Annotated in this window: 20 protein-coding genes; 7 read left to right on the forward strand and 13 right to left on the reverse strand. The window is 68.4% G+C overall.

Going from position 1 to position 21667, the window contains the following annotated elements; translation table 11 throughout:
* The first annotated feature begins 229 nt into the window (after positions 1-229).
* Both ABD747_RS13835 and ABD747_RS13840 read left to right on the forward strand, forming a co-directional pair.
* A complete protein-coding gene (locus tag ABD747_RS13835; protein WP_344805514.1) occupies positions 230-1243 on the forward strand; it encodes a glycosyltransferase family 9 protein in 1014 nt (337 codons plus the stop codon).
* Positions 1244-1340: 97 nt separating this feature from the next.
* On the forward strand, positions 1341-3506 hold the full coding sequence (locus tag ABD747_RS13840; protein ID WP_344805460.1) for a catalase: 2166 nt from the start codon (positions 1341-1343) through the stop codon (positions 3504-3506).
* A gap of 430 nt (positions 3507-3936) precedes the next feature.
* Here ABD747_RS13840 and ABD747_RS13845 read toward each other — a convergent pair whose 3' ends face one another.
* From ABD747_RS13845 to ABD747_RS13855, 3 genes are all read right to left on the reverse strand, one after another.
* Positions 3937-4422: a MarR family winged helix-turn-helix transcriptional regulator gene (locus ABD747_RS13845; RefSeq protein WP_344805462.1), complete on the reverse strand. Its 486-nt coding sequence runs from the start codon at positions 4420-4422 to the stop codon at positions 3937-3939.
* A 263-nt stretch (positions 4423-4685) separates the two neighbouring features.
* Positions 4686-5156, reverse strand: coding sequence for a hypothetical protein (locus tag ABD747_RS13850; RefSeq protein ID WP_344805464.1), 471 nt, complete (start codon positions 5154-5156; stop codon positions 4686-4688).
* A 50-nt stretch (positions 5157-5206) separates the two neighbouring features.
* A complete protein-coding gene (locus ABD747_RS13855) occupies positions 5207-6046 on the reverse strand; it encodes an SDR family oxidoreductase (RefSeq protein WP_344805466.1) in 840 nt (279 codons plus the stop codon).
* Between the two features lie 134 nt (positions 6047-6180).
* Between ABD747_RS13855 and ABD747_RS13860 the strand changes: the two genes are divergently transcribed.
* The gene (locus ABD747_RS13860; protein WP_344805468.1) at positions 6181-6444 is read left to right on the forward strand and encodes a hypothetical protein; all 264 of its coding nucleotides are present in this window, start codon (positions 6181-6183) and stop codon (positions 6442-6444) included.
* A gap of 9 nt (positions 6445-6453) precedes the next feature.
* Here ABD747_RS13860 and ABD747_RS13865 read toward each other — a convergent pair whose 3' ends face one another.
* The gene (locus ABD747_RS13865) at positions 6454-6792 is read right to left on the reverse strand and encodes a hypothetical protein (RefSeq protein ID WP_344805470.1); all 339 of its coding nucleotides are present in this window, start codon (positions 6790-6792) and stop codon (positions 6454-6456) included.
* Between the two features lie 145 nt (positions 6793-6937).
* Positions 6938-7201: a hypothetical protein gene (locus tag ABD747_RS13870; RefSeq protein ID WP_344805472.1), complete on the reverse strand. Its 264-nt coding sequence runs from the start codon at positions 7199-7201 to the stop codon at positions 6938-6940.
* 452 nt (positions 7202-7653) lie between these two features.
* On the opposite strand from ABD747_RS13870, the gene ABD747_RS13875 reads away from it, so the two are divergent.
* A complete protein-coding gene (locus ABD747_RS13875; protein ID WP_344805474.1) occupies positions 7654-8868 on the forward strand; it encodes a GAF and ANTAR domain-containing protein in 1215 nt (404 codons plus the stop codon).
* A gap of 24 nt (positions 8869-8892) precedes the next feature.
* Here the strand turns inward: ABD747_RS13875 and ABD747_RS13880 are convergent, their stop codons facing one another.
* The 5 genes from ABD747_RS13880 to ABD747_RS13900 form a co-directional block, all read right to left on the reverse strand.
* Positions 8893-10854, reverse strand: coding sequence for a CheR family methyltransferase (locus ABD747_RS13880; RefSeq protein ID WP_344805476.1), 1962 nt, complete (start codon positions 10852-10854; stop codon positions 8893-8895).
* Entirely contained in the window at positions 10844-12049 is a 1206-nt protein-coding gene (locus ABD747_RS13885; RefSeq protein WP_344805478.1) for a chemotaxis protein CheB, read from the reverse strand. The genes ABD747_RS13880 and ABD747_RS13885 overlap by 11 nt, the downstream gene beginning before the upstream one ends.
* Before the next feature lie 119 nt (positions 12050-12168).
* Positions 12169-12924 (reverse strand): GAF and ANTAR domain-containing protein, encoded by a 756-nt coding sequence (locus ABD747_RS13890; RefSeq protein WP_344805480.1) that lies wholly within the window; start codon positions 12922-12924, stop codon positions 12169-12171.
* Positions 12925-13035: 111 nt separating this feature from the next.
* Positions 13036-13821, reverse strand: coding sequence for a GAF and ANTAR domain-containing protein (locus tag ABD747_RS13895; RefSeq protein WP_344805482.1), 786 nt, complete (start codon positions 13819-13821; stop codon positions 13036-13038).
* Between the two features lie 110 nt (positions 13822-13931).
* Positions 13932-14726 carry an ANTAR domain-containing protein gene (locus tag ABD747_RS13900; protein WP_344805484.1) on the reverse strand — a complete coding sequence of 265 codons (795 nt, stop codon included), beginning with the start codon at positions 14724-14726 and terminating at the stop codon, positions 13932-13934.
* Between the two features lie 280 nt (positions 14727-15006).
* Here ABD747_RS13900 and ABD747_RS13905 point away from each other — a divergent pair, with 280 nt between their 5' ends.
* On the forward strand, positions 15007-16191 hold the full coding sequence (locus ABD747_RS13905) for a zinc-dependent alcohol dehydrogenase (RefSeq protein WP_344805486.1): 1185 nt from the start codon (positions 15007-15009) through the stop codon (positions 16189-16191).
* Positions 16192-16261: 70 nt separating this feature from the next.
* Here the strand turns inward: ABD747_RS13905 and ABD747_RS13910 are convergent, their stop codons facing one another.
* Positions 16262-17452: an NAD(P)/FAD-dependent oxidoreductase gene (locus ABD747_RS13910; RefSeq protein WP_344805488.1), complete on the reverse strand. Its 1191-nt coding sequence runs from the start codon at positions 17450-17452 to the stop codon at positions 16262-16264.
* Positions 17453-17742: 290 nt separating this feature from the next.
* Here ABD747_RS13910 and ABD747_RS13915 point away from each other — a divergent pair, with 290 nt between their 5' ends.
* Together ABD747_RS13915 and ABD747_RS13920 are read left to right on the forward strand one after the other, a co-directional pair.
* Positions 17743-18720 (forward strand): carbohydrate ABC transporter permease, encoded by a 978-nt coding sequence (locus ABD747_RS13915; RefSeq protein WP_344805490.1) that lies wholly within the window; start codon positions 17743-17745, stop codon positions 18718-18720.
* The gene (locus tag ABD747_RS13920) at positions 18720-19676 is read left to right on the forward strand and encodes a carbohydrate ABC transporter permease (protein ID WP_344805492.1); all 957 of its coding nucleotides are present in this window, start codon (positions 18720-18722) and stop codon (positions 19674-19676) included. Before ABD747_RS13915 ends, ABD747_RS13920 begins: the two co-directional genes overlap by 1 nt.
* 74 nt (positions 19677-19750) lie before the next feature.
* Here the strand turns inward: ABD747_RS13920 and ABD747_RS13925 are convergent, their stop codons facing one another.
* Complete coding sequence (locus ABD747_RS13925) at positions 19751-21112, reverse strand: ABC transporter substrate-binding protein (protein ID WP_344805494.1); 1362 nt, start codon at positions 21110-21112, stop codon at positions 19751-19753.
* A gap of 120 nt (positions 21113-21232) precedes the next feature.
* Positions 21233-21655: a ChaB family protein gene (locus tag ABD747_RS13930; RefSeq protein ID WP_344805496.1), complete on the reverse strand. Its 423-nt coding sequence runs from the start codon at positions 21653-21655 to the stop codon at positions 21233-21235.
* Positions 21656-21667: the final 12 nt, after the last annotated feature.

The raw sequence follows: 21667 nt of genomic DNA on the forward strand, positions 1-21667 counted from the left end.
CTGAGGACATCATCCAAAAGGTGTCCAGAGGTCGCGACACCCTCCACCAGATCAAATCAACGACGGACCACTAGTTGCGCGTACCCGGCCTCCATGCCGTGTTTCATGACTCCGCGGCTGCCCTCTGTGTCGACGGACGAGTCGCGGTGGTGTTCGCGCTGTCGCAACCGGCGGGTTGCGAGCTGCGCGAGCTGGTGGTCTGTGCGTCCACCGAGAGCTCGTGGCCCTGATGAGTGCGAAGGAACGTCCACGGCGGCGGCACCGCATCGTCGTCATCCGAGCGCTCGGGCTCGGGGATCTGCTGACCGCGGTGCCGGCGCTGCGCGCTCTGCGACGGGGCTTCCCCGAGTCGGAGATCACGCTGGCCGCGCCGGTGCAACTGGCGCCGCTGGTGCCCCTGATCGGCGCTGTCGACTCCATCGTCGACACGCCTGATCTGGACGCGGTCCGCGCCAACGGGGCAGCGCCGGACCTGGTGGTGAACCTGCACGGGTCCGGTCCGGAGAGCATCGAGGCCGCCTTGCGGCTGGCTCCGGCCGAGCTGCTCAGCCACAGCCACCCCAGCTACCCGGCACTGTCCGGGCCGCAGTGGCGGGCCGAGCTGCACGAGATCGACCGCTGGTGTGAGTTGACTCGCTGGGCGGGCCTGTCCACCGATCGGTTCGAGTACGTCCTCGATCCGGCGCCCGTGCCACCCCTCCAGCCCGGCGTCATCGTCGTTCATCCGGGAGCATCGGCGGCTGCGCGACGCTGGCCCGCCGACCGGTTCGCGGCGGTTGCTGCAGCCGTGGCCGATGGTGGGGTTCCGGTCCTGATCACCGGCAGCTCGACCGAACGCGGACTCGCCGACCGGGTCGCCGCTCGGGCTCGGCACCCGCGGGTACGCAGTGTGGCGGGACAACTGGGTCTCGGCGGGCTGGCGGCTCTGGTGTCGGCGGCCGCCCTGGTGGTCTGCGGCGACACGGGCACGGCGCATCTCGCCACGGCATACCGCACGCCGTCGGTCGTGCTGTTCGGGCCCACCCCGCCGGCGCTGTGGGGTCCCCCGGCGTGGGGGCCGCACCGCACCATCTGGCACGGCAGCAGCGGAGACCCGCACGCGGCGCGGCCCGATCCGGGCCTGCTCGAGATCGGCGTCGACGAAGTCCTGGCGGCCGTGCGGTCGGTCTCCTCCGGCTCCACCGGACGCGTCCGTGCCCGGCTCGATCGGGCCACCGTGTTTCGGCACCAGCACGTCGGGTAGCTGACCGACAAGGTCCAGCCACGGCCTTCTCCGGCTCCGCCGCGGCACTCGATACGTCGCTCGGAATCGCCCGTGACCATCGGAAGGCGTCCCCCTCATGATCCAGAAGAAGTCCGCCAAGGCCCAGTCCGCAGCCGCATCGGCTCCCGGACGGCCCTCGCCGGTGCCGCCGTCGATCGACGAACCGACCGAACCGACCGAACCGTTGCCGCCGAAGGACGACCAGCGTGGTCCGGATCCGGTCTCGGCCACCGGCGTCCCACTCGACGTTCCCCAGTCGGCGCGGAGCCAGTCGGGCGCGTACCTGACGACATCGCAGGGAACTCGGCTGCCGGACACCGATCACTCGCTCAAGGCGGGCGACCGCGGTCCGATCCTGCTGCGTGATCATCATCTGCGCGAGAAGATCACCCACTTCGATCACGAGCGCATCCCGGAGCGGGTCGTGCACGCCCGCGGTGCCGCCGCCCATGGCGTCTTCCGCTCCTACGGGTCGGCCTCGTCGCTGACCTTTGCCGGTTTCCTGGCCGAGGACGTCGAGACGCCGGTGTTCGTCCGCTTCTCCACGGTGCTGGGCTCGCGCGGATCCGCGGACACGGTCCGCGACACCAGGGGCTTCGCGGTCAAGTTCTATACCGCGGAAGGAACCTTCGATCTGGTCGGCAACAACATTCCGGTGTTCTTCATCCAGGACGCCATCAAGTTCCCCGACGTGGTCCACGCCGCCAAGCCGCACCCGGACCGGGAGATCCCCCAGGCGCAGAGCGCCCACGACACCTTCTGGGACTTCGTCTCGCTGCACACCGAGGCCCAACACCACACCATGTGGAACATGTCGGACCGGGGCATCCCGAGGTCGTACCGGACGATGGAGGGGTTCGGCATCCACACCTTCCGGCTGATCGCTGCCGACGGCTCCACGACGTTGGTCAAGTGGCACTGGAAGCCGGTTGCCGGAGTCCACTCGCTGGTCTGGGAGGAGGCCCAGCTGATCTCCGGCATGGACCCGGACTTTCACCGCCGCGATCTCGCCGACGCGATCGAGGCGGGCGCCTATCCGCAATGGGAACTCGGCGTCCAGGTGCTGGAGGACACCGCCGACCAGACCTACGCCGGGATCGACCTGCTCGACCCGACCAAGATCGTTCCCGAGGAGCTGGCGCCGGTGCAGCCGATCGGGCTGCTCACGCTGACCGGCAACCCGATCAACTACTTCGCCGAGACCGAGCAGGTGGCGTTCCACCCGGGCAACCTGGTGCCGGGCATCGACGTGACCGACGATCCGCTGCTGGCGGGCCGGCTCTTCTCCTACATCGACACCCAGATCACCCGGCTGGGCGGACCGAACTTCGGCCAGCTCCCGATCAACCGCCCGCAGGCACCGGTGAATGACATGCTGCGCGACGGGATGCACCAGACCGCGGTGCACGGTGGAGTCGCGCCCTATCGACCGAACTCCCTGGACGGCGGCTGCCCGTTCACCGCCGACGCCGCGTCCGGCGGCTACGTCGAGGTGGCACAGCCGCTGCCGGCTTCGCAGAAGGTTCGGGCAGCGCCCGCATCGTTCGCCGACCACTTCAGCCAGCCGCGGATCTTCTATCGCAGCCTGACCGAGGTCGAGCAGCAGCACCTGATCGAGGCGTACAGCTTCGAGCTGTCGAAGTGCTACGAGGAGACGATCCGGCTGCGTCAGCTGCAGGCGCTGGCCGAGATCGACACCGAACTGTGTGCGGCCGTCGCCGCCGGTCTCGGAGTCGAGGCGCCGTCGGCCAGCGAGCCGCCGGGCGAGGTGGAGCCGAGCCCGGCGCTGAGTCAGGTCGGCGGCGAGTGGCCGGTGGCGGGTCGCCAGCTCGGCATCCTCGCCGGGGGTGACAGCAACCCTGCGGAGGTGGCGGCCGCGGTCGCCGCCGCGGCCGAGGCGGACCTGACCCCGCTGGTGATCGCCGACGTCGGCGGTGTGCTCGGCTCGGGCGACAGCGCGGTGCCGGTCTCCAGAACGCTGCTGGCCACCCGCTCGATCGAGTTCGACGCGATCGTCGTCGCGGGTGGTCGCCGCCCGTCGCCGGCGACGGACCTGATGATCAGCGAGGCATTCCGCCACGCCAAGGCGCTCGGCGCCTGGGGTGACGCAGACGCGCTGATCGAACACGCCGGCTGCCCGACCGATGCTCCGGGCGTCGTCCTCGCCGGTCGACCGGCGGACCTGATCGCTGAGATCACGACGCTCCTCTCACGTCATCGGGTGTGGGATCGGGTGGTCTGAGCCGCCGGCGGGTGTGTACGGCCCGGCGCGCCGTCGACTCGACCCGAAGCCGGCCGCGCCGAGCCGGTGCGAGTTTGAGATCGGGTCCGTCGGGTAGGCGCGGAAGGAGACGTCCCGGAACCGGGTTGCTGCGTGCGCTGCGCCCGACAGGCCGCCGAGCCGAAGGAGCGCACCCGGTCATGACCATCCCACCGATCCAGCCCGAGCCGTTTCCTCCCGATATCGAACCGCCCCTGCCGGAACCTCCGGTGCCGGCTCCGGCCCCACCACCGGATCCGCCAGGGCCCCCGCCGATCCCCGATCCCGGGCCCATCGAGTACGACCGTGCTCAGGGAGCGCGCTGAGAACGCGTTCCTGCGCCCCGGCCTACCGGTCCCAGGCCCTGCCCCGGCCCGGTCGCGAGGTATCCATGAACCGGAGCAGGTCCGCCCTACTCCTGCTCGGCGAGCACCCGGGTCGACTCCGCGCGGAGATCGTGCGCAATCTGGCGCAGCATCTGTGACACCGCTGGCATATCACCGGGCTCGACGGCACTGAACCCGGCGGCGAGCCAGTCGCGGCTCCGCCGCACGACGTCCCGTCCCGGGTCGGTCAGTCGCACCACCAGGCGCCGGCGATCGGACGGGTGCGCGTAGCGCTCGGCCACGCCTTGCCGTTCCAGCCGGTCCACCAGCGCGGTCGATGCACTGCTCGTGATCCCGAGGTCGGCACCCAGGTCGGTCTGGCCACGGTCACCGTGGATGGCGAGATAGCTCAGCGCCTGCGTCTCGGTGACCCCCAGCCCTGTCAGCTGCGCCACCGCTTGACGGTAGTTCTCGCCGGCCAAGATCAACAACCGGAGGCTCCGCACCGCCTCGTCCAGGGCTGATTCCCCGACTCCCGCCGGCCGGATCGAGTCGTCGTGCGAATCAGTCACGAGCCGACCCGCGCGGCAAGCCGACGCGTCGAGAGGCGCGAACGGCTGAAGGGACCAGATCGGACGGGACTCGCGCGACCGGCTTCTTCAATCGCGCCAGTCCCATCCGGCCTCCCCGAGCAGCGGCGAGAACTTCCCCTCGCCCGCGCACTGCCACGGTTGCAGTCTAGCCACGATGCCGTCACCGTCAAGTTACGTCACGATGAAGTAATCCGCCGACAGCGCTATGCACGAAACGAGCCGCTGCTCCCGGACAACCGCCGCTAGTTCTCCGTCAACCGGAGGGTCGCCTCGGTGACCAGGCCGTAGGCCAGGTGGGGCACGGCGTCGCTCAGCCAGTCCTTGACGCTCCAAGACCGGGGATTCGACACCCCTGAGGCTGCCATCGGCAGGTCGGACGCCGCCATCGCCGCCGATCCGACGAGGAGCGCTCCGAGGAGAAACGGCAGTCGCCGGCCGCGGCTCAACAGCAGGTGGTGGATCAGCCCGGAGACCGCGCCGACGCTCGCCCCCACCCCGATGCCGACGAGCGGACCCAGGCCCTGGACGCGATTCTGTTCCTCGTCGCCGTGGCCAGGGATGTCGATCCTGGCCGCATCGCTCGCCTTCTTCACTATCTGCTCCGGAGTCGAACTGGCCGGCCGGGCTCGGACCACCATGTCCGCGTACGTCACGGCGTTCAGGGCTGTCGTGCCGGCCGCTCCGGCGATCGCCCCGCGCAGGATCCCGCTCATCATCTCTCCTTGTCGTCGTCAGCTGGACTCGCGACGAGTCGTCTCGTCGGTCAGAGCATCGGGCGACCACCGGTGACGGCGATCCGGGCGCCCGAGATGTAACTGCCCTCGTCACAGGCCAGCAGCACGTACACCGGTGCCAGTTCGACCGGTTGTCCGGCCCGACCCAGAGGTGTGTTCGAACCGAAGCTCTCGACCTTCTCCTCGGGCATGGTGGCCGGGATCAGCGGGGTCCAGATCGGCCCGGGCGCCACGCTGTTGACCCGGATGCCCTGCTCGCCGAGCAGTTGGGCGAGACTGGCGCAGAAATTCGCGATCGCGGCCTTGGTCGCCGCATAGGGGGCGAGCTCGGGAGACGGCATGTCCGAGTTCACCGAGGAGCTGCCGATGATCGACGCCCCCGACGTCAGGTGGGGCAACGCCGCCTTGCAGAGATGGAACATCGCGCGGATGTTGGTGTCGAAAGTCCGGTCCCACTCCTCGTCGGGGATGTCCAGCAGTGACTTCCGGTTCATCTGGAAGGCCGCGTTGCTGACCAGGACGTCGATCCGTCCGAACTGATCGATCGCGGTCGAGATCACGTCTCGGCAGTGCTGGGCGTCGGCAAGATCACCACGAACGAGGACCGCACGCCTGCCGGCCTGCTCCACGTAGTCGGCCACCTCACGCGCGTCACTGTCCTCGCTGAGATAGCTGATCAACACGTCGGCCCCTTCGCGCGCGTACGCGATCGCCACCGCGCGACCGATCCCGGAGTCGGCACCGGTGATCACGGCCACCTTCCCGGCGAGCCTTCCGCTGCCGACGTAGCTCTGCTCACCGCAGTCCGGAACGGGAGTCATCTCCGACTGCAGACCGGGGACCTCTTGCTGCTGGGCTGGTTGATTCACGAAGGGCCGAGTTACCCCTTTCGGCGCTCGCCAACCATCCCTCGGTGGGTGGTGTTTCCCTTGCCGGCCGCGGGATACCCGGAAGGCGAGGTGCGCCGACCCGGCGCCCGAACCAACCGCGAGGGGAGCCGACGATGACAGCTCCGACCGTGCCCGGCAGCCCGCGGGATCGACCCGCTCCACCGCCCCGCCGTCCGGCACGTCCCCCGGCCGACCGGCCCGCGCCGCCGCCGACCCAGCCGGTCGGCGTGCCGCCCACCGAAGCGCCGGCTTCGTGGCGTTCGACCGATCTCGCCGAGGACGAGGCGGCCGGCGGCGAGGACACCGCGCCGGCGCGGGTGATGAACCCGGTCGGGAAGACAACGGCACTCAAGCCGACGAGAACCAAACCGAGCTGAGTAACGCGCTCAAAGCCGCGTCATGCGGTGGGATACCGCAGGTGCGTGACGCATCGGCCGATGGTCGACGTAGACGACCCTGCGCCCGCAGCGGCGCCGGTTGGCGGTTCGACACGGATGACAGTCGCATCGGCCGGGTCCGAGCAGATGGCCGTCCTCGCGGACCGGGACGAAGTGGATCTGATCACCGCAGTCGATGATGGCAAACTCGGGCAGGCGTGGCACGGCCGGCGACTCGACGACCTCGAGCGCGAACCGTCGGTTGATCGCCCGGCCGATGACGACAGAAGCGACGACCACGACAACAGCGCAGCACAACAGTGCGATCAGATTGCCAGCGCCGGACATCTTCGGCTCCTTCCGACGGCGGGATCGACCAGGGATCACGGCCCCCATACCCCGTCGGCCGGCGATCAGGCAGCGTCGGGCGGCGGCCGATCGGGCCGGCGGCGGCGATGCTCGCGGCCGGAGTTCGATCCGGTTGATCGCCTGCTCAGCGGCCGAGCACCGCAGCGCCGCGCCGCGCGAGCCGTGGCGGCCCGGGCCGCAGCGGATCGAACACCACCAACCCGCGGACGGCGAGCCCGATCACCGTCCAGCCCACCGGACAGCCGTCGACGGCGAAGCCGGCCAGCTCACCGAGGAGGACGTCGTACTCGAGCCGGCCGTCGGCGACGGCCTGCAGCACCCACACCTGCCGGGTCGTGAGTCGTAGCGCCGGCACGGTCGATCGGCGGGCGGTTCCCGGGATGCTCACCGCCTCCCTCCGGCGCCGCGAGCCGACGTGCCTACGGTGCGGGTGGCGGCTGCGATGACCCACGCCGCGGCCATCACCACCGAGATCACGCTGACGCGCACGTGCGGTTCCTCTCCGGAGCGCCCGCCCACTCGGCGGTGCCGGAATATCTACCCGTCCGAGCGGCAGCTCAATCACCCGTCGCGTCCTCCGGACCGAGAGCACGATCGCTGCAAGCGAGGGCCGTCCAGCGTGAGTGTCGTGACGGTCTTCCGGGTATTGCCGCCACGTGGGCAGCAGCGCGCGTCACCCCTGGTCGATCTCAGGCGCCGGGTGCCAGGCCGGAAGCTCGGCCCCGAGCTTGACCGATGCTCGATCGCGAGCAAGGCTCGACCCATGGGCGCCAAGCTGCTGCCCGCCGGTCGGCCATCGAGCCATGCCGATCGCGGGGCGCGTGTGGACAGGCTGACCAGATGACCGTCCAAGCTGCAGTTGCTGCCGCCGACCGGGCGACATCGGCCGCCGCGAGGTTGGCGGCCCTGCGGGAGCGTGCTGGGCAGCTGAGCGCGGGCGGGCCGATCTCGATCGAACATCTGTTGGAGGCCCGCGCGTGGGCCGAGGCCCAGCGCGGCGAGACCGAGCGCGCTCGGCGGCGACTGGTGGCGAGCCACCTGGCCGCCGCCGATCGACACGACGCGGCCGCGAGGGTCTTGGACCAGGCGGGAAAGACCGAGCGTGCCGAGCGACTCCGTCGGATTGCCCAGCAGCACGCGCGCGCCGCCGAAGACCTCTCCGCCGCGCCGGACGGCGACCCAGCGGTCGAGCAACTCGCACCGGAAGCCATCCACCGCGAGGCAGCAGCCGCGACCGAGCCGGCGCAGACCGCCGACCGCCGGCTCGAGTTCTCGCCACACACCTCGATCAGGGACATCACCGACGCCAATCGGCGGCTGGCCAGGTTGCTGTCGTCAGTGGGCTGGTCCCGCAGCCGGATTGCCGACAGCGACCGGGTGCGGGATCTGTGGAGAGCGATTGCCCTGGAGTGTGTGACCGGCCACTGGCGCGGCTGGTCCCAGGCCGTGTGTGACGTGGGAACGGGGCGACTACCGACCGTGTCCGGAATCGCCATCACCGCCTTCGACGGTTCGATTCATCAGCCACTCGCCGCTTCGGACGACTGGACCGAGTCGGTCGAGGAGATTCAACAGCTCATCGGCGACGGACCGTCGCTGACGGCGTACCAGCAGCGACGCCGGATCGTGGTCGACGATCTCAGCTCCGGATACGCCCGGTGGCCGGGCTTCGTCAGCGCATCGGCACGGACCGGACTGAGCAGCGTCTGGGCACTACCGGTCGAGGTCGATCGTCGTACCGTGGGTGTGATCACGTTCTATCGAAAGCACGCAGGGCCCGCCGCGCGGTCGGAGTGGTCGGAGGCCGAGGCCGTCGCCGATGCCGCGGTCACCGCCTTCGTCGGCGATGTCGACGACCTGGCCGGTCTGAGTGCGGCGAACGAGCTCACCGCATCGGCGATGGTCGTTCACATCGCCACCGGGATCATCGCGACGCGCCTGGCGATCACGCCGGCAGAGGCGCTGACTCGGCTGCGCGCCCAGGCCTTTGCTTCGAACCGGCGCCTCAGGTCGGTCGCCGAACTCGTGGTCGACGGCACGCTGACGTCGTGGTGACGCCGGACCTGGGCAGCCAGGACTTCACGTACCCGGATTGGCCTCGATCCGATCGACGACGTCTTTGCCGGACTCCTCGAACAAGATCAGGGCCCCGCTGACGGTACGGCTCTCACCGACCATCCGGGTCACCGTGACCCGCAGTTCCACCGTCCGCCCGCGTCGGTTGACGGCTTGCACCCGCCGACCGTGGACCCCGGTCTGGTCACCGCCCACCACCGCTGTCAGCCACGGGATGAGGTCATCCATCGGCAATCCGCTGTCCAGGCCCGCGATGGTCTGCCCGAGTGTCTCGTGCTGGCGTAGGCCCCACAACTCTTCGGCCTGCCGGGTCCACACCTGAACGCGCAGTTCCGCGTCGACGACGATCACGGCGGCATCCAGGCTGCCGAGGATCGACTGCATGAAGTCGTTCAGCTCGGTGATCGCGACCGTCCGGTCCCTGAGCTGGTCGTTGGTGATCTGCAACTCGTCGTTTGCCGACTGGAGCTCCTCGTTCATGGTCTCGAGCTCTTCGTTGGTCGACTGGAGCTCCTCGTTGGTCGTTTCCAGCTCCTCGACCGTGCTCTGCAGCTCCTCATTCGTCGTCTCGAGCTCTTCGTTGGTGGACTGCAACTCCTCGTACGCGGTCTCGAGCTGCCGGTTGGCGGTCTCGATCTCCCGTTGCAGCTCACGGAATCGGGTGACATCGGTAAGCGTCACGGACGTGCCGAGGAGCTGGCCGGTGCCGTCGACCAGCGGTACCAGCTCCACGTCGAGGTAGGTGGGCTGGCCCGCGGACTTGCGCCACTCCACTTCCCGCAGCGAGACGGCCTGCTTCCGTTCGGCTACGCCGGCGAGGTGCGAGCGCAGCTCCAGCGGCCGGTACGACACCTCCAGCTCCGAGAACGGTCGACCGACGTCACGTTGGGAAATGCCCAACATCGCGCCGGCTCGATGGTTGACCATCAGGAGTCGACCGTCCACGCCCACCGCGAACTGGGCGACCGGATTGGTCAGCACCAGCTCGTCGCGCACCTGGTTCCCGTCCAGGGTGGACGCCTCACGCCCATAGATTCGCCACGGCGGCGCCAGCGCTGCCTCCACGGACTCCGACTTCGTCTTGCGGAAGAAGCGCCGTTTGAGGTCGATCGGGTCGAACACCGCCGCGTGATTGAGCAGCATTTCGGCCTTGCCCAAGAAGAGCACGCCCTTGGGACGGAGCGCAAAGCCCAGCCGGGACACCACCCGGGCCTGGGTCTCGGCGTTGAAGTACATCAAGGTGTTGCGACACAACAAGATGTCGATCCGGGAGATCGGCGCATCCTGGGTGAGGTCGTTGCGGCCGAAGATGACGTTTCGCCGGAGGTCCGGCGACAAGACCCAGCGACCACCGGACGATTCGAAGTAGCGATCGCGGTAGTCGTCGGGGAGCCCGCGCATCTCCCGCTCGGTGTAGACGGCCTGCCGGGCGTGGTCCAGCGCCTCCTCGTCGATGTCGGTCGCATAGATCTTGACCCGATCACGAAATGCCGGGCCGATCAGCTCGTACAGCAGCATCGCGATGGAATACGGCTCCTGGCCGGCGGCGCACCCCGCACTCCACACCCGGATCGGGGCACCGTCGACGTTTCGGACGAGGTCGGGTAGCACCTGTGCGGCGAGATAGTTCCATGCTTCGGCATCCCGGAAGAAGCTCGTGACGTTGATCAGGATCGTGTTGAAGAGGGAGGTGAACTCGGTCGGCTGCAGCTGGAGCAGATCTTGATAGTCCTCGACCGTGTCCACCCCGAGCTCGCGCATCCGGAACCGAACTCTCCGAACCAGACTGGGCCGCTTGTAGCCGGTGAAGTCGAACGCCCTGCTCTCCTTCAGGAAGTTCAGCAGTCGTTCGAACGCCGGATCGGCGGCGGTCGCGGCCACCGTCTCCTCGCTCAGCGACCGATCCTGATCTGCCTGGACCCCCTCGACCTCCTCGCCGACCGCGGCATCGATGTCATCGCTCATGCTGCAGCTCCTCCGGAGATCCGTCCTCCTCGTCGAGATCGAGCGCCGGATTCGTGGTCATCGGCTCCTCGAGCAGTTGGCGCACCACGCTGGCGGCGCGGGTTGCCTCCTCGGCACGTTCCAGGTACCGCTGTCGAGACAGCATATTTCGCCGCTCACCGGCTCGATCGGCCAGTTGGCGGCTCAGCGCCGCCTTCTCCTCGAGGCTGCGCAACGCCATCCACAGGGCGCTGTCCAATGCCTCCGACTGCTCGACCAGCAGACCGACCGAGGACCAGGCGTGGCCCACCCGGCAACGAAAACGCAGCAGGCCGCCCTCCTCGATCTCGAACAGCGAACCGTTGCAGGTCGGACACCCATAGCCGGAGGGGCGTCCCGGTCGCTCGTCGGCTGCCATTGCCCTCTCGTCGAACTCCGCCACACCGACCTCCACCGTGAGCAGCTCCGGGGTTTCCTGAGGCGCCGCCGAGTCCACGTCGACGCGACGGCTCAGGTCACTCACCAACGCTCCGAGTTCGACGGCCGAACCGACGTGGTCGGCGCCGACGTGGGTCAATACGCTACGCGGCATGCTCGGATAGGTCGCCTCCGCCGGGTCCTGGACCAGGACGAGGCCGCCTCGTTGACGGATGGCGATCATGCCGGCGGTCCCGTCGTCCATGGCGCCGGACAGCATCACGCCCATCACCCGAGGCCCGCAGGCGCGTGCCGCGCTGCGGAACAGGACGTCGACCGCGGGTCGGTGCCCGTTTTCGCGGGGCCCCCGGGTCAAGACGAATTCGTCGTCCACGATGACCAGATGATGGTCCGGCGGGGCCACGACGGCAGTGCCGGGGGCGAGAGCCGCTCGGCCGTCGGCGGCGCTGACGGGTATGGTGCCGACCCTACTCAGGATCCGCGCCAGCAGGCTGACGCCGGTCGCCGGCATGTGCAGGACGATCAGCACCGTCGCGGGCAGGTCCGGACTGAGACCACTGAGGAATGCCCGCAGACTCTCCACACCACCGGCCGATGCACCGACTACGATCACGTCACGCCGCACGGCCGTGTCTCCCGGAGTCTTGTATCGAGTGGCCAGCTCGCGCTCGGCGACCTCGACGGGGAAGGGGTCTTCGAGCACCTGGCACCCGATTTCGCTGTTGATCAGTATGCCTTGCAGGCCGCTGCCCGGGAGCGGCAGCCGGCCGACCGTCACGCTCAGGTACCCGGCGCGGCGGGTTTCGAAACCCGCCGCGGTGCAGCCACGCTGCTGAAGCGACGACACCGCCGGCGAACCGTCCCGATCGGACGGGGTCGGCATCGTCCCGGTGGCGCTCAGCCCGGCCGTTGGTCCGGCGCGTGCGGAAGCTCGCCGGTCTCGATCACCTCCCGGGCCACGTCGCGCAGCTTGCGGTTCGTCGCCTGACTCACCTCGCGTAGTTCCCGGAAGGCATGCTCGGCGGTGATCAGATCCCGTCCCATCAAGATGCCGATCGCGATACCGATCTGCCGATTGGTCTGGAGGGCGAGCTGGAGATTCGACGCTTCCTCGCGCGCCCGTTCCGCGTCCAGCGCGAGCGCCACGAACGAGCCGAAGATGGCAGCGTTGACCCGATCGACGTCGGTCAGGGCGCCGGGCACGGTCGCGTAGAGGTTCAGCGCGGCCCGGAGATCGGACTCGAGCCGGAGCCGCACGCTGATGATGCTCCGGACTCCCAGCTCGGCCACCACGGCCGTGGCAAATGCCGGCCAGCGCGGATCGGCGGCCAGATCGTCCACCCGGACGAGGTCGTCACCTTCCGCGGCATCCAGGCACGGTCCCTCGCCGATCGAGTACTGGAGCTCGTCGGCTCGGCGGGGCAGTGCACCCGTCGCCGCAATGCTGCGCGGACGGCTCCGCGGTGGCAAGACCGTCAGTGCGGCGCCTTCGACATTGGGGGCCGCGCGCTGCGCCGCGTTCACCAACCGGCTCGGCGTCAGAGTGCCTCCCGGCGGCACGATCAAGCCGGCCAGCTCGCCGAAGGCGGTGGTCAGTTCAGCGAACTCCGACGGTCCGGGATTCAACTCCGCGCCCATGGGGACGCCCGTCACCTCTCGAGGACCGTCCTGTGTCGCGCCGTCAACACCACGATCCCCCTCACTCGACGTTACGCCGGTTGTCGATGTCGGTCCAGCAGGACGATCGGCGGCAACCGACTGACTTCACACTGAGCTTCTCGACGGTCCACCAGCCGGTGTCGTCGGCAGATCGGGCCGTCCGCCTGCGGGCAACGAGCCGGTCAGCTCGACCTCCACCGCGACATCGCGCAGTTTGCGATTCAGCCGTTGGCTGGCCGCCTGCAGCATGGCGAACGCCTGCTGTTCGGTCACCAGTTCCCGGGCCATCACGATGCCTACCGCGCGTCCGATCTGGCGGCTGGTGCCCAAGGCGGCCGTGAACTGCACCTCGTCCTCTCGGCGTAGCGCCCCTTCGACGGCGAGCGCGGCGTACGGACCCAGGATGGACGCTGTCGCGACGTCGAGGTCGTCGAAAGCTGCCCGGGCGAATGCATACAGATTCAAGGCCGCGCGGTCCTCACCGCTCAGGGACAGTCCGATGCTGACCACACTGCGCACACCCGTCTCGGCCGCACAAGCGGCGCCGAACGCAGGCCAGCGCGGATCCACGGCCAGGTCGTCGACAACGGCAACCGAGTCGCCCTCCGACGCTGACAGGCAGGGCCCCTCGCCCGTCCGGTACTGGATGACGTCGACGGCGTCGGTCAGCCGATCGGTGGATGCGAGGGTGCGTGGTCGCTGTCGTGAGCGAACCAGCGTCAGGCCACAGGAAACCGCGGGAGCGACTGTTGTCGCCGCCACCCGGACAAGCCGCTCCGGATCGATCCCATCATTGTCACTCGTCCGCAGTGCAACAGCGACCTCGCTGAACTGCGTCATCAACTCGGCCAACTGCCCGCGGTCGAAACGCGAATCATCGGACTCTGCCACGTCACCGCCGCCGTCGTGTCGCGCCGACCGTACCGCCTCTTTTTGACGTCGCTCGACAGGTGCAGCCTAGTGCTTGCCGCCAACCTCGACGCAAGTCCTCCGCACCGATGTCAGCACGACTCCGGACATGCCCGGGTCGGCCGGCCCGTCGACGAAGCGGCAGGGCGACTGCCGCCGGACGCCTGACGTACGAGGGGTCCGAGTGCGTCGATCTCGCAAACCGGACCGCTCCCGATCTGGTTGACGATCGAGGCTGCCAGCTCACGAACGGGCGTGTTGGTGCGCTGGGACAGCGCCCGGAGCGCCTGCCAGGCCAGGTCAGGGGAACAGCCGAGGGACTGCATCACCACACCCGTCGCCTGGCCGATCAGCGTCCGGGTGGCCAATGCCCGCTGGAGCTGAGCCACCTCGAGGCGCAGCTCGGCGAGTTGGCGTGGGAGCGTTCGCCGGCCATCGAGGTCGGCGGCGCTCGATCCGATCGATTCCCGGTCCGCGGTCGGGTCGGATTCGCGAGCGCCCGGTCGATCGTCCTCGGACTGCCGGGAGGTCTCCCCGACGATCAGCGCTCGATAGGCGGCAGCCAGCCGAGTGCTCTGCTCCAGCGCAACCGACGCGCGCCGCAGGGCGGCCGCAGCCTGGTCGCGGGTAGCGGCGGCCGACTCGCGAGCTGTCTCAGACCGCATCCGCGCGATGGCCAGATCTTCGGTCAGCGATTGGCGCACGATCTCGGCGACCTGCTCCAGCCGATCGGCGTCGACCCAGACGCACCACTCTGCCGGTGGCAGCCAGCCCAGTCCGGACAGAGCCTCGACCAACCGGGAACCGGCCGCATCGACGCCGGCGAGCGGGTCGCTGCCGTCGACCGGCTCCGCAGGCACCGCGCTGAGCGCCGCAGCTTCCGTCACGTGTACAGCGTACGCAGGTCACACCGAGCCAAACCGAACCGGATCGAGAATCCACCTGTTTAGGTACGGCCGCATCGGGGAATGAGGGGCGTCGGCCCGCAATGCCCACCAGTGGAGCAACCTCACCGCTCGACCCCACGGCGAGCTGGGACGTTTCACCTCTGGAGCGGTATGGGCTCGCGTGCTCCGGTCACCGTCACCCGCCGTATCGGTGACCGGAGCCGCTCCACGTTCACCAGCTCACTGGTTTGACAGCCCTCACGGTGAGAACGAGCAACTCATGCGAGCAGTCACCTGGCAGGGCCGACGAACCGTCAGCGTCGAGGACGTACCGGACCCGAGGATCGAGCAATCAACCGACGCCATCGTCAAGATCACGTCGACGAACATCTGCGGCTCCGACCTGCACCTCTACGAGACACTCGGTGCCTTCATGACACCGGGCGACATTCTCGGGCACGAGCCGATGGGGATCGTCGAAGAGGTCGGGCGGGACGTCACCGATCTCGCCGTCGGCGACCGGGTCGTGATGCCGTTCCAGATCTCCTGCGGGCACTGCTTCATGTGCGATCGGGAGCTCTACACGCAGTGCGAGACGACGCAGGTTCGCGAGGCCGGCAGCGGGGCCGCGCTGTTCGGCTACTCCAAGCTGTACGGCTCCGTGCCGGGCGGGCAGGCTGAGTACCTTCGCGTGCCGCAGGCGCAGTTCACGCACATCAAGATTCCGGAAGGCCCGCCGGACGACCGTTTCGTCTATCTCTCCGACGTGCTCCCCACCGCCTGGCAGGCGGTCGAGTACGCGGCCGTTCCCGAGGGCGGATCGCTGGTCGTGCTCGGACTGGGACCGATCGGCGACATGTCTTGCCGGATCGCGCAGCAGAAGCCGATCGACCAGCTGATCGCGGTCGATCTCGTCCCGGAGCGGCTCGACCGCGCCCGGGCTCGTGGCATCGACGTGATCGACCTGAACGATCACGCTGACGACATCGGCGACGTCATCCGGGAACGAACCGGCGGGCGCGGCCCCGATGCGGTGATCGACGCGGTGGGAATGGAGGCGCACGGCTCGCCCGGAGCAGCGTTCGTCCAGCGGGTGGCGGCGCACCTTCCGGACGCGATCGCCGCACCGCTGATCAGCAAGGCGGGGATCGATCGGCTCGCCGCCCTCTACGCGGCAGTCGACATCGTTCGTCGCGGCGGGACGATCTCGCTGATCGGGGTCTACGGCGGGATGGCAGACCCGATGCCGATGATGACCCTCTTCGACAAGCAGATCCAGCTGCGGATGGGACAGGCCAACGTCAAGAAGTGGATCGATCAGATCCTGCCCCTGCTGAACGACGACGATCCCCTGGGCGTCGACGACTTCGCCACCCACCGGCTCCCGCTGGAGCAGGCTGCACACGCGTACGACATCTTCCAGCGCAAGGCGGACGGCGCCGTCAAGATCATGCTGAAGCCGTGAGCGCCGACGGTCCACCTCGCCGCGGAGGCGCACATCCGATCGGCATCGGCCGGCGCCTGATCGATCCGGCTCAGCGGTCCACTTCGTCGATGGCCTGGGCGTAGGGCGCGCGCTCGGCCAGCAGCCCCTGGCCGAGTTCGTACGCGTCGTCGTCGCGATAGCTCAGCACGCCGGCCAGCTGTGTGCCTTGGCGATACCAGACGGTCCACGAGCGGTCGTCGCCACGGACCTCGTAGTCGTCGAAACCGTCTCCCCAGGAGGAGTACTTCAGCGTCCGATCGCCGATCGTCGACCAGAAGCCCGGCGCGCTGGCCCACTGCAGCTGGCGACCGGCGACGCCGGCGCCGGCGATCTCGCCCTGGGTCTCGGCGTCGCCCCAGTGCTCGACGCGAAGCGGGCGCCCGGCGGCCACGTTCCGCGCATAGGCGATGTCGCCCGCGACCCGGATATGCGCAACGCTGGTCCGCAGCAGCGAGTCGGCGACGACACCGCCGTTCGCCAGCGCCAATCCGGCGGTCTCGGCCAGTTCCAGCCGGGGCCGGGCCCCACCGGCACAGACGACGTGCGCGGCATCGATCATCGTGTCGTCGTCCAACCGCAGAGCCCAGCGGTGCCCGGTGCGCTCGATCATGGCCAGCGCCGAGCCGGTGTGCAGGTCGACGCCGTCCGTGCGCAGCCAGTCGGCGATACGCTTGCCCGCTTCGGCGCCCAGCCGTCGTGTGTGCGGGATGTCCTCGTCGGTCACCAGCACCGTCTCGACGCCCTGCGTGGCGAAGCTGGCCGCCGCCTCGCAACCGATGAAGCCGGAACCGATCACGACGACCCGGCCGGACGGCTGCTCGGCGATCTGCCGAAGCCGGCGACCGCTGGCCAGGTCGCGGACATACACCAAGTCCGGGTGATCGCCGCCCGGCACGGGCAGCGGTTGCGGGCTCGAACCGGTCGCGAGCACGAGGTCGGCGTATCCGACCTCCTGGGCACCGCCGGTCGACACCCGTCGTGCCTCCGGGTCGATCCCGGTCACCCGGGTGCCGGTCGTCAGCGTGACCAGGTTGTCCTCGAACCAGCCATCGTCGCGGAGCCACAGATCGTCCAGCTCGTCGGCACCGCGAAGGTAGTCCTTGGTCAACGGTGGACGCGCGTACGGCGGGTGCACGTCCTCGGTGATCATCGTCACCGGACCGTCGCCGTCGCTCTCCCGATAGGCCTGCGCGGCGGCGAGCGCCGCGGGACCGCTGCCCACGACCACGAGCCCGCTCACCGACGATCCTCCGGAATGTTCTGCGTCCGCACGGAGCGTCCATAGCCAGCTCGAGCCGTTCTCACACCGGAAACAGGCTCGGCTCGGACGTTTGGCCGACCTCACACGGGATAGTCACGAACTCGTGAGTGAGTCCCCGGTCGGACCCTGCCACCTCGGCGGTGCCACCGGCACGGCTGCACTCCGGTCGACTGGTTGACAAGGAGGCCCATGCTGGTCCGAAACGCCATGCTGGTCCGAAACGCCATGCTGGTCCGAAACGGTCGTACCGAGGCAAGGCTCTCCGGCCGATGACGGCCGTGCAGTCCAAGAGCGGCACTGACGCTGCCGGAGGTGAGCCGCGGTCGGCGTCGTCGCGCTCGCGACGCCGGATGTCGTCGACGACCCGAGAAGCCGTCGCGGGCTTCCTGTTCATCTCTCCCTGGATCGTCGGATTTGTCGTCTTCACGCTGGGTGCGATGGTGTACAGCCTGGTGATCTCGTTCAGTCACTACAACCTGGCGAACAACCGGATCCGGCCGGCCGGCTGGTCGAACTACGCCAATCTCTTCGAGGACCCCAAGGTCGCGGTTTCGCTGAAGAACACCTTGTTCTATGCGGTGATGGCCGTCCCCTTGGAGGTGGTGGTCGCGCTGGCGCTCGCCCTGTTGCTGAACCGTGTCGGCCGCGGCGCCGGCGCCTTCCGGACGATCTTCTATCTGCCCAAGATGACTCCCGCGGTCGCCACCGCATCCGTCTTCCTGTTGCTGCTCAACGGCAACACCGGCGCCGTCAACTCCTTCCTCGCCGTCTTCGGCATCGAAGGCCCGCAATGGCTGATCGACCCGGCGTGGGTCAAGCCCTCGATCGTGCTGATGACCCTGTGGGGTGTCAGCGGGACGATGGTGATCTTCCTCGCCGCGCTGAAGAACGTCCCTCGTGAGCTGTACGAGGTGGCCGAGCTGGACGGTGCCGGCGCCGTCCGCCGCTTCCGCAACGTGACCTTGCCGATGATCAGCAGCGCCGTGTTCTTCAACGTACTGGTGCTCACGATCGCGGCCTTTCAGATCTTCGACCAGGCTTATCTGTTGTTCTGGCGGGACCAGAACAACGCCTCCCCGGATGCCTCGCTGTTCTACGGGGTCTACATCTACATCCAGGCCTTCCGCGAATTCGACCTCGGCTTCGCGTCGGCGATGGCATGGCTGCTGTTCGTGATCATCTTGGGCATCAGCCTGGTCCAGGTGCGGGTGGGCAATCGCTTCGTCTACTACGAAGGTGAGCACTGATGTCCAACGCGAGCGCGTCCTCGGCGGCCCAGACGGCGGGCCTCGCCGACGTCACCGGCCCGCGCACCAGCGCCCGTCGCTCACCCGGCTCACGACACCGCGCCGGAGGCTCGTGGTGGCGTCGGCCGGGGACCGTGGTCATCTGGGCCCTGCTGATCGTGTTGTCGGCGGTTTTCGTCTATCCACTGGTGTGGCTGCTGGCGGCCAGCCTGAAGCCTCGGGGCGAGGTGTTCGACAACCGGCTGATCCCGCAGACCTTCTCACCTCAGAACTACGCGGGAGTCTGGGACCAGCTACCGCTGCTCAGCTGGGCACTGAACAGCATCGCGATTGCAGTCCTGGCCGCCGGTTTCGTGGTGATCTCCAGCGCCCTGGTGGCCTTCGGATTCGCCTACTTCCGTTTCCCGGCACGCAATCTGCTGTTCGGGCTCGTGCTGGCCACGATGATGCTGCCCGGCGCGGTGACGATGGTGCCGCAGTACCTGATCTGGCTGAAGCTCGGACTGGTCGGCACCTGGGTGCCGCTGTTCGGCGCCAATCTGTTCGGCTCGGCCTTCTACATCTTCCTCCAGCGGCAGTTCTTCCTCGGCCTGCCACGCGAGCTGTTCGAGGCGGCCCGGGTGGACGGTGCAAGCTATCTGGCCATGTTCACCAGAGTCGCGCTGCCGCTGTCGATCCCGTCCCTGGTGATCATCTTCCTGTTCGAGTTCCAGGCCAGCTGGAACAGCTTGCAGGCCGCCTTGATCTATCTGAACGCCGGGTCGGTCGAAGGCTTCACCGTTCCGCTCGGCATCTCGTACGCGATGACCAAATACAGCCCGACCGCCGGCGGGCAAGGCGACTACCAGTACGTGATGGTCGCTGCTCTGCTCGTCACGCTGCCGATGCTGGCCCTGTTCGCCTTCGGTCAGCGCTACTTCATCGAGGGCGTGGCCACTCAAGGGCGCAAGGGCTGATCTCCCACCGAACCGAGATGTCAGCCGCTCGGCACCGTCTTCGATGGTGAGCGGTTGACATCTCGGCGTCGGTGCTAGCCGGCGATCTTGTCGTACGCCCGCATCGCCGCGGCCTGGGCATCCGCCAGTGCCTGCTCGGGCGTCTTCTGGCCGAGCAGGGCGGCGACGATGGCGTTGTTCAACTCGCTCTGGATGGTCTGGCCGGCCGGCGAGGCGCCGAGCGACTTGCCGTTGCCGACCACCTCGTAGAACGTCTGGATGGTCTGGTCGAACCCGGCGTTGCCGCTACCGGTGACGTACTTCTCCTTGATCGCCTTGTCGGCCGACGGCGAGCCGGTGAACAGCCCGGTATTGATCGCGCCCGGCGTCTTCTTCAAGGTCGCGGCACGAGCGTCCGCCGCCGCCATCCAGGCCTCATCGGTCACCAGGTTGATCATCCAGGCGCAGGCGGCGTCCGGATTCTTCGCCTTGACCGGAATCACGAAGGCGCTTCCGCCGGTGACGGCGAACGGCTGCCCGTTCTGGTCCTTGAAGGGCACCGCACCCAGCTTCACCTGCTTCACGTACGGGCTCAGCACGTTGACGTACCACTGGGCGTCGACCTGGGCGGCCACCTGATCGGAGACGAACTGGTTGTTCTTGCCGAAGAAGTCGAAGGAGTCCGAGAAGCTCTTCACCTTCGCGTAGCCGCCCTGAGCGTCGGCCAGCTTCTTCAAAAAGGCGATCGCCTTGGCGTTGTTCGGATCATCCAGTGCTGGCTTGCCCTGATCGTCGACCAGCCGTCCGCCGTAGCTCAGCAGCCACAGCGGACCCTGCCCGGTCGGCACCGCGTCGAATCCGAGGCGGGTCGGCTTGCCGCCATCGGCGGTCGACAACTTCTTGGCGGTCGCGATCAGCTCATCGGGCTTGGACGTGTCGATCTCGGACGGCTGCACTCCCTCGGCATCGAGCACGCGCTGGTTCAGCATCACCGCTGCCGGCTGGAAGAACTGAGGCACGGCCCAGATCTTGTCCTGATAGCTGACGTCGGCCGTGACCGCTGGATAGAACTGTGTCTTGGGGTCCATCTTCCAGGCACTGAAGCACGCGTCGACCGGCATGATCAGATCCTGCGCCGCATAGGTAGCCACGAACTGGCGATCCATCTGGACGACGTCGGGCACGTCGCCGCTGGCCAGCCGGGTGGTGAACTTCTGCGCGTCGAAGCCGGTGGCATCCAGTGAGATCGTCACCTGGCCCAGCTTGGACTTGGCATAGTCCAGCCGGGCCTTGCCGACGTCGTCTGCGTTGTCGAACCCCCACGCCTTGAGTTCGCCGCTGGGGCTGGTGTCGAACGTCGCCGGCTCGGAGTTGTCCGGCTGGCTGCCCCCGCCACAGGCGCTGGCCGGCAGCAACACCGCCATCAACCCGAGTGCCACGATCTTCGATCGCCTCATCGCAACCTCCCACCGTCGCGCCTGCGCGCGATCATCGCGACGAGTGGGCCACCCGTCCGCGTTGGCCCGTATCCAACCGCCGGGCGGTCGAAACACCAGCGACCTTGGCCCTGCTCCGCCTCAACGGCGCAGCGCCCTCGCGGACTCGCGATCGTTCGCCTTCTGCAGCGCCTCCACCAGCTCGGCCTTGGTCATCGACGAACGACCCTCGACACCGAGCCGGGTTGCGAGCTCATAGAGGTGCTTCTTCGATGCGTTCGCGTCTACCCCACCTGCCGTCGGCCGGTCGGTGTCGTAGCCACCCTCGGCCTGGGCGTCGGACGGTCCCTTCTCCTGCTTGGGCTCCCAGTGATCGCCGACTTTCTCGTGCGTGTGCTTGAGGGCGCTGAACGCTACCCGGTTCGCCCGTTCCTCGTCGCCGTACTGCTCGGCGGCGGAGTCGTGCGCCTTCGCGTACGTCCGTTGGGCCTTGTCGTCGGAACGCTGCAGGGTGCTCGGCAACTCGTCCTGCTTGGCCTCTCCGGATTTGGTTGTCTTGGGCATCCAGCCTCCTTC

The sequence above is a fragment of the Microlunatus ginsengisoli genome (genome assembly GCF_039537205.1).
In the GTDB taxonomy this organism is placed as follows: Bacteria; Actinomycetota; Actinomycetes; order Propionibacteriales; family Propionibacteriaceae; genus Microlunatus; species Microlunatus ginsengisoli.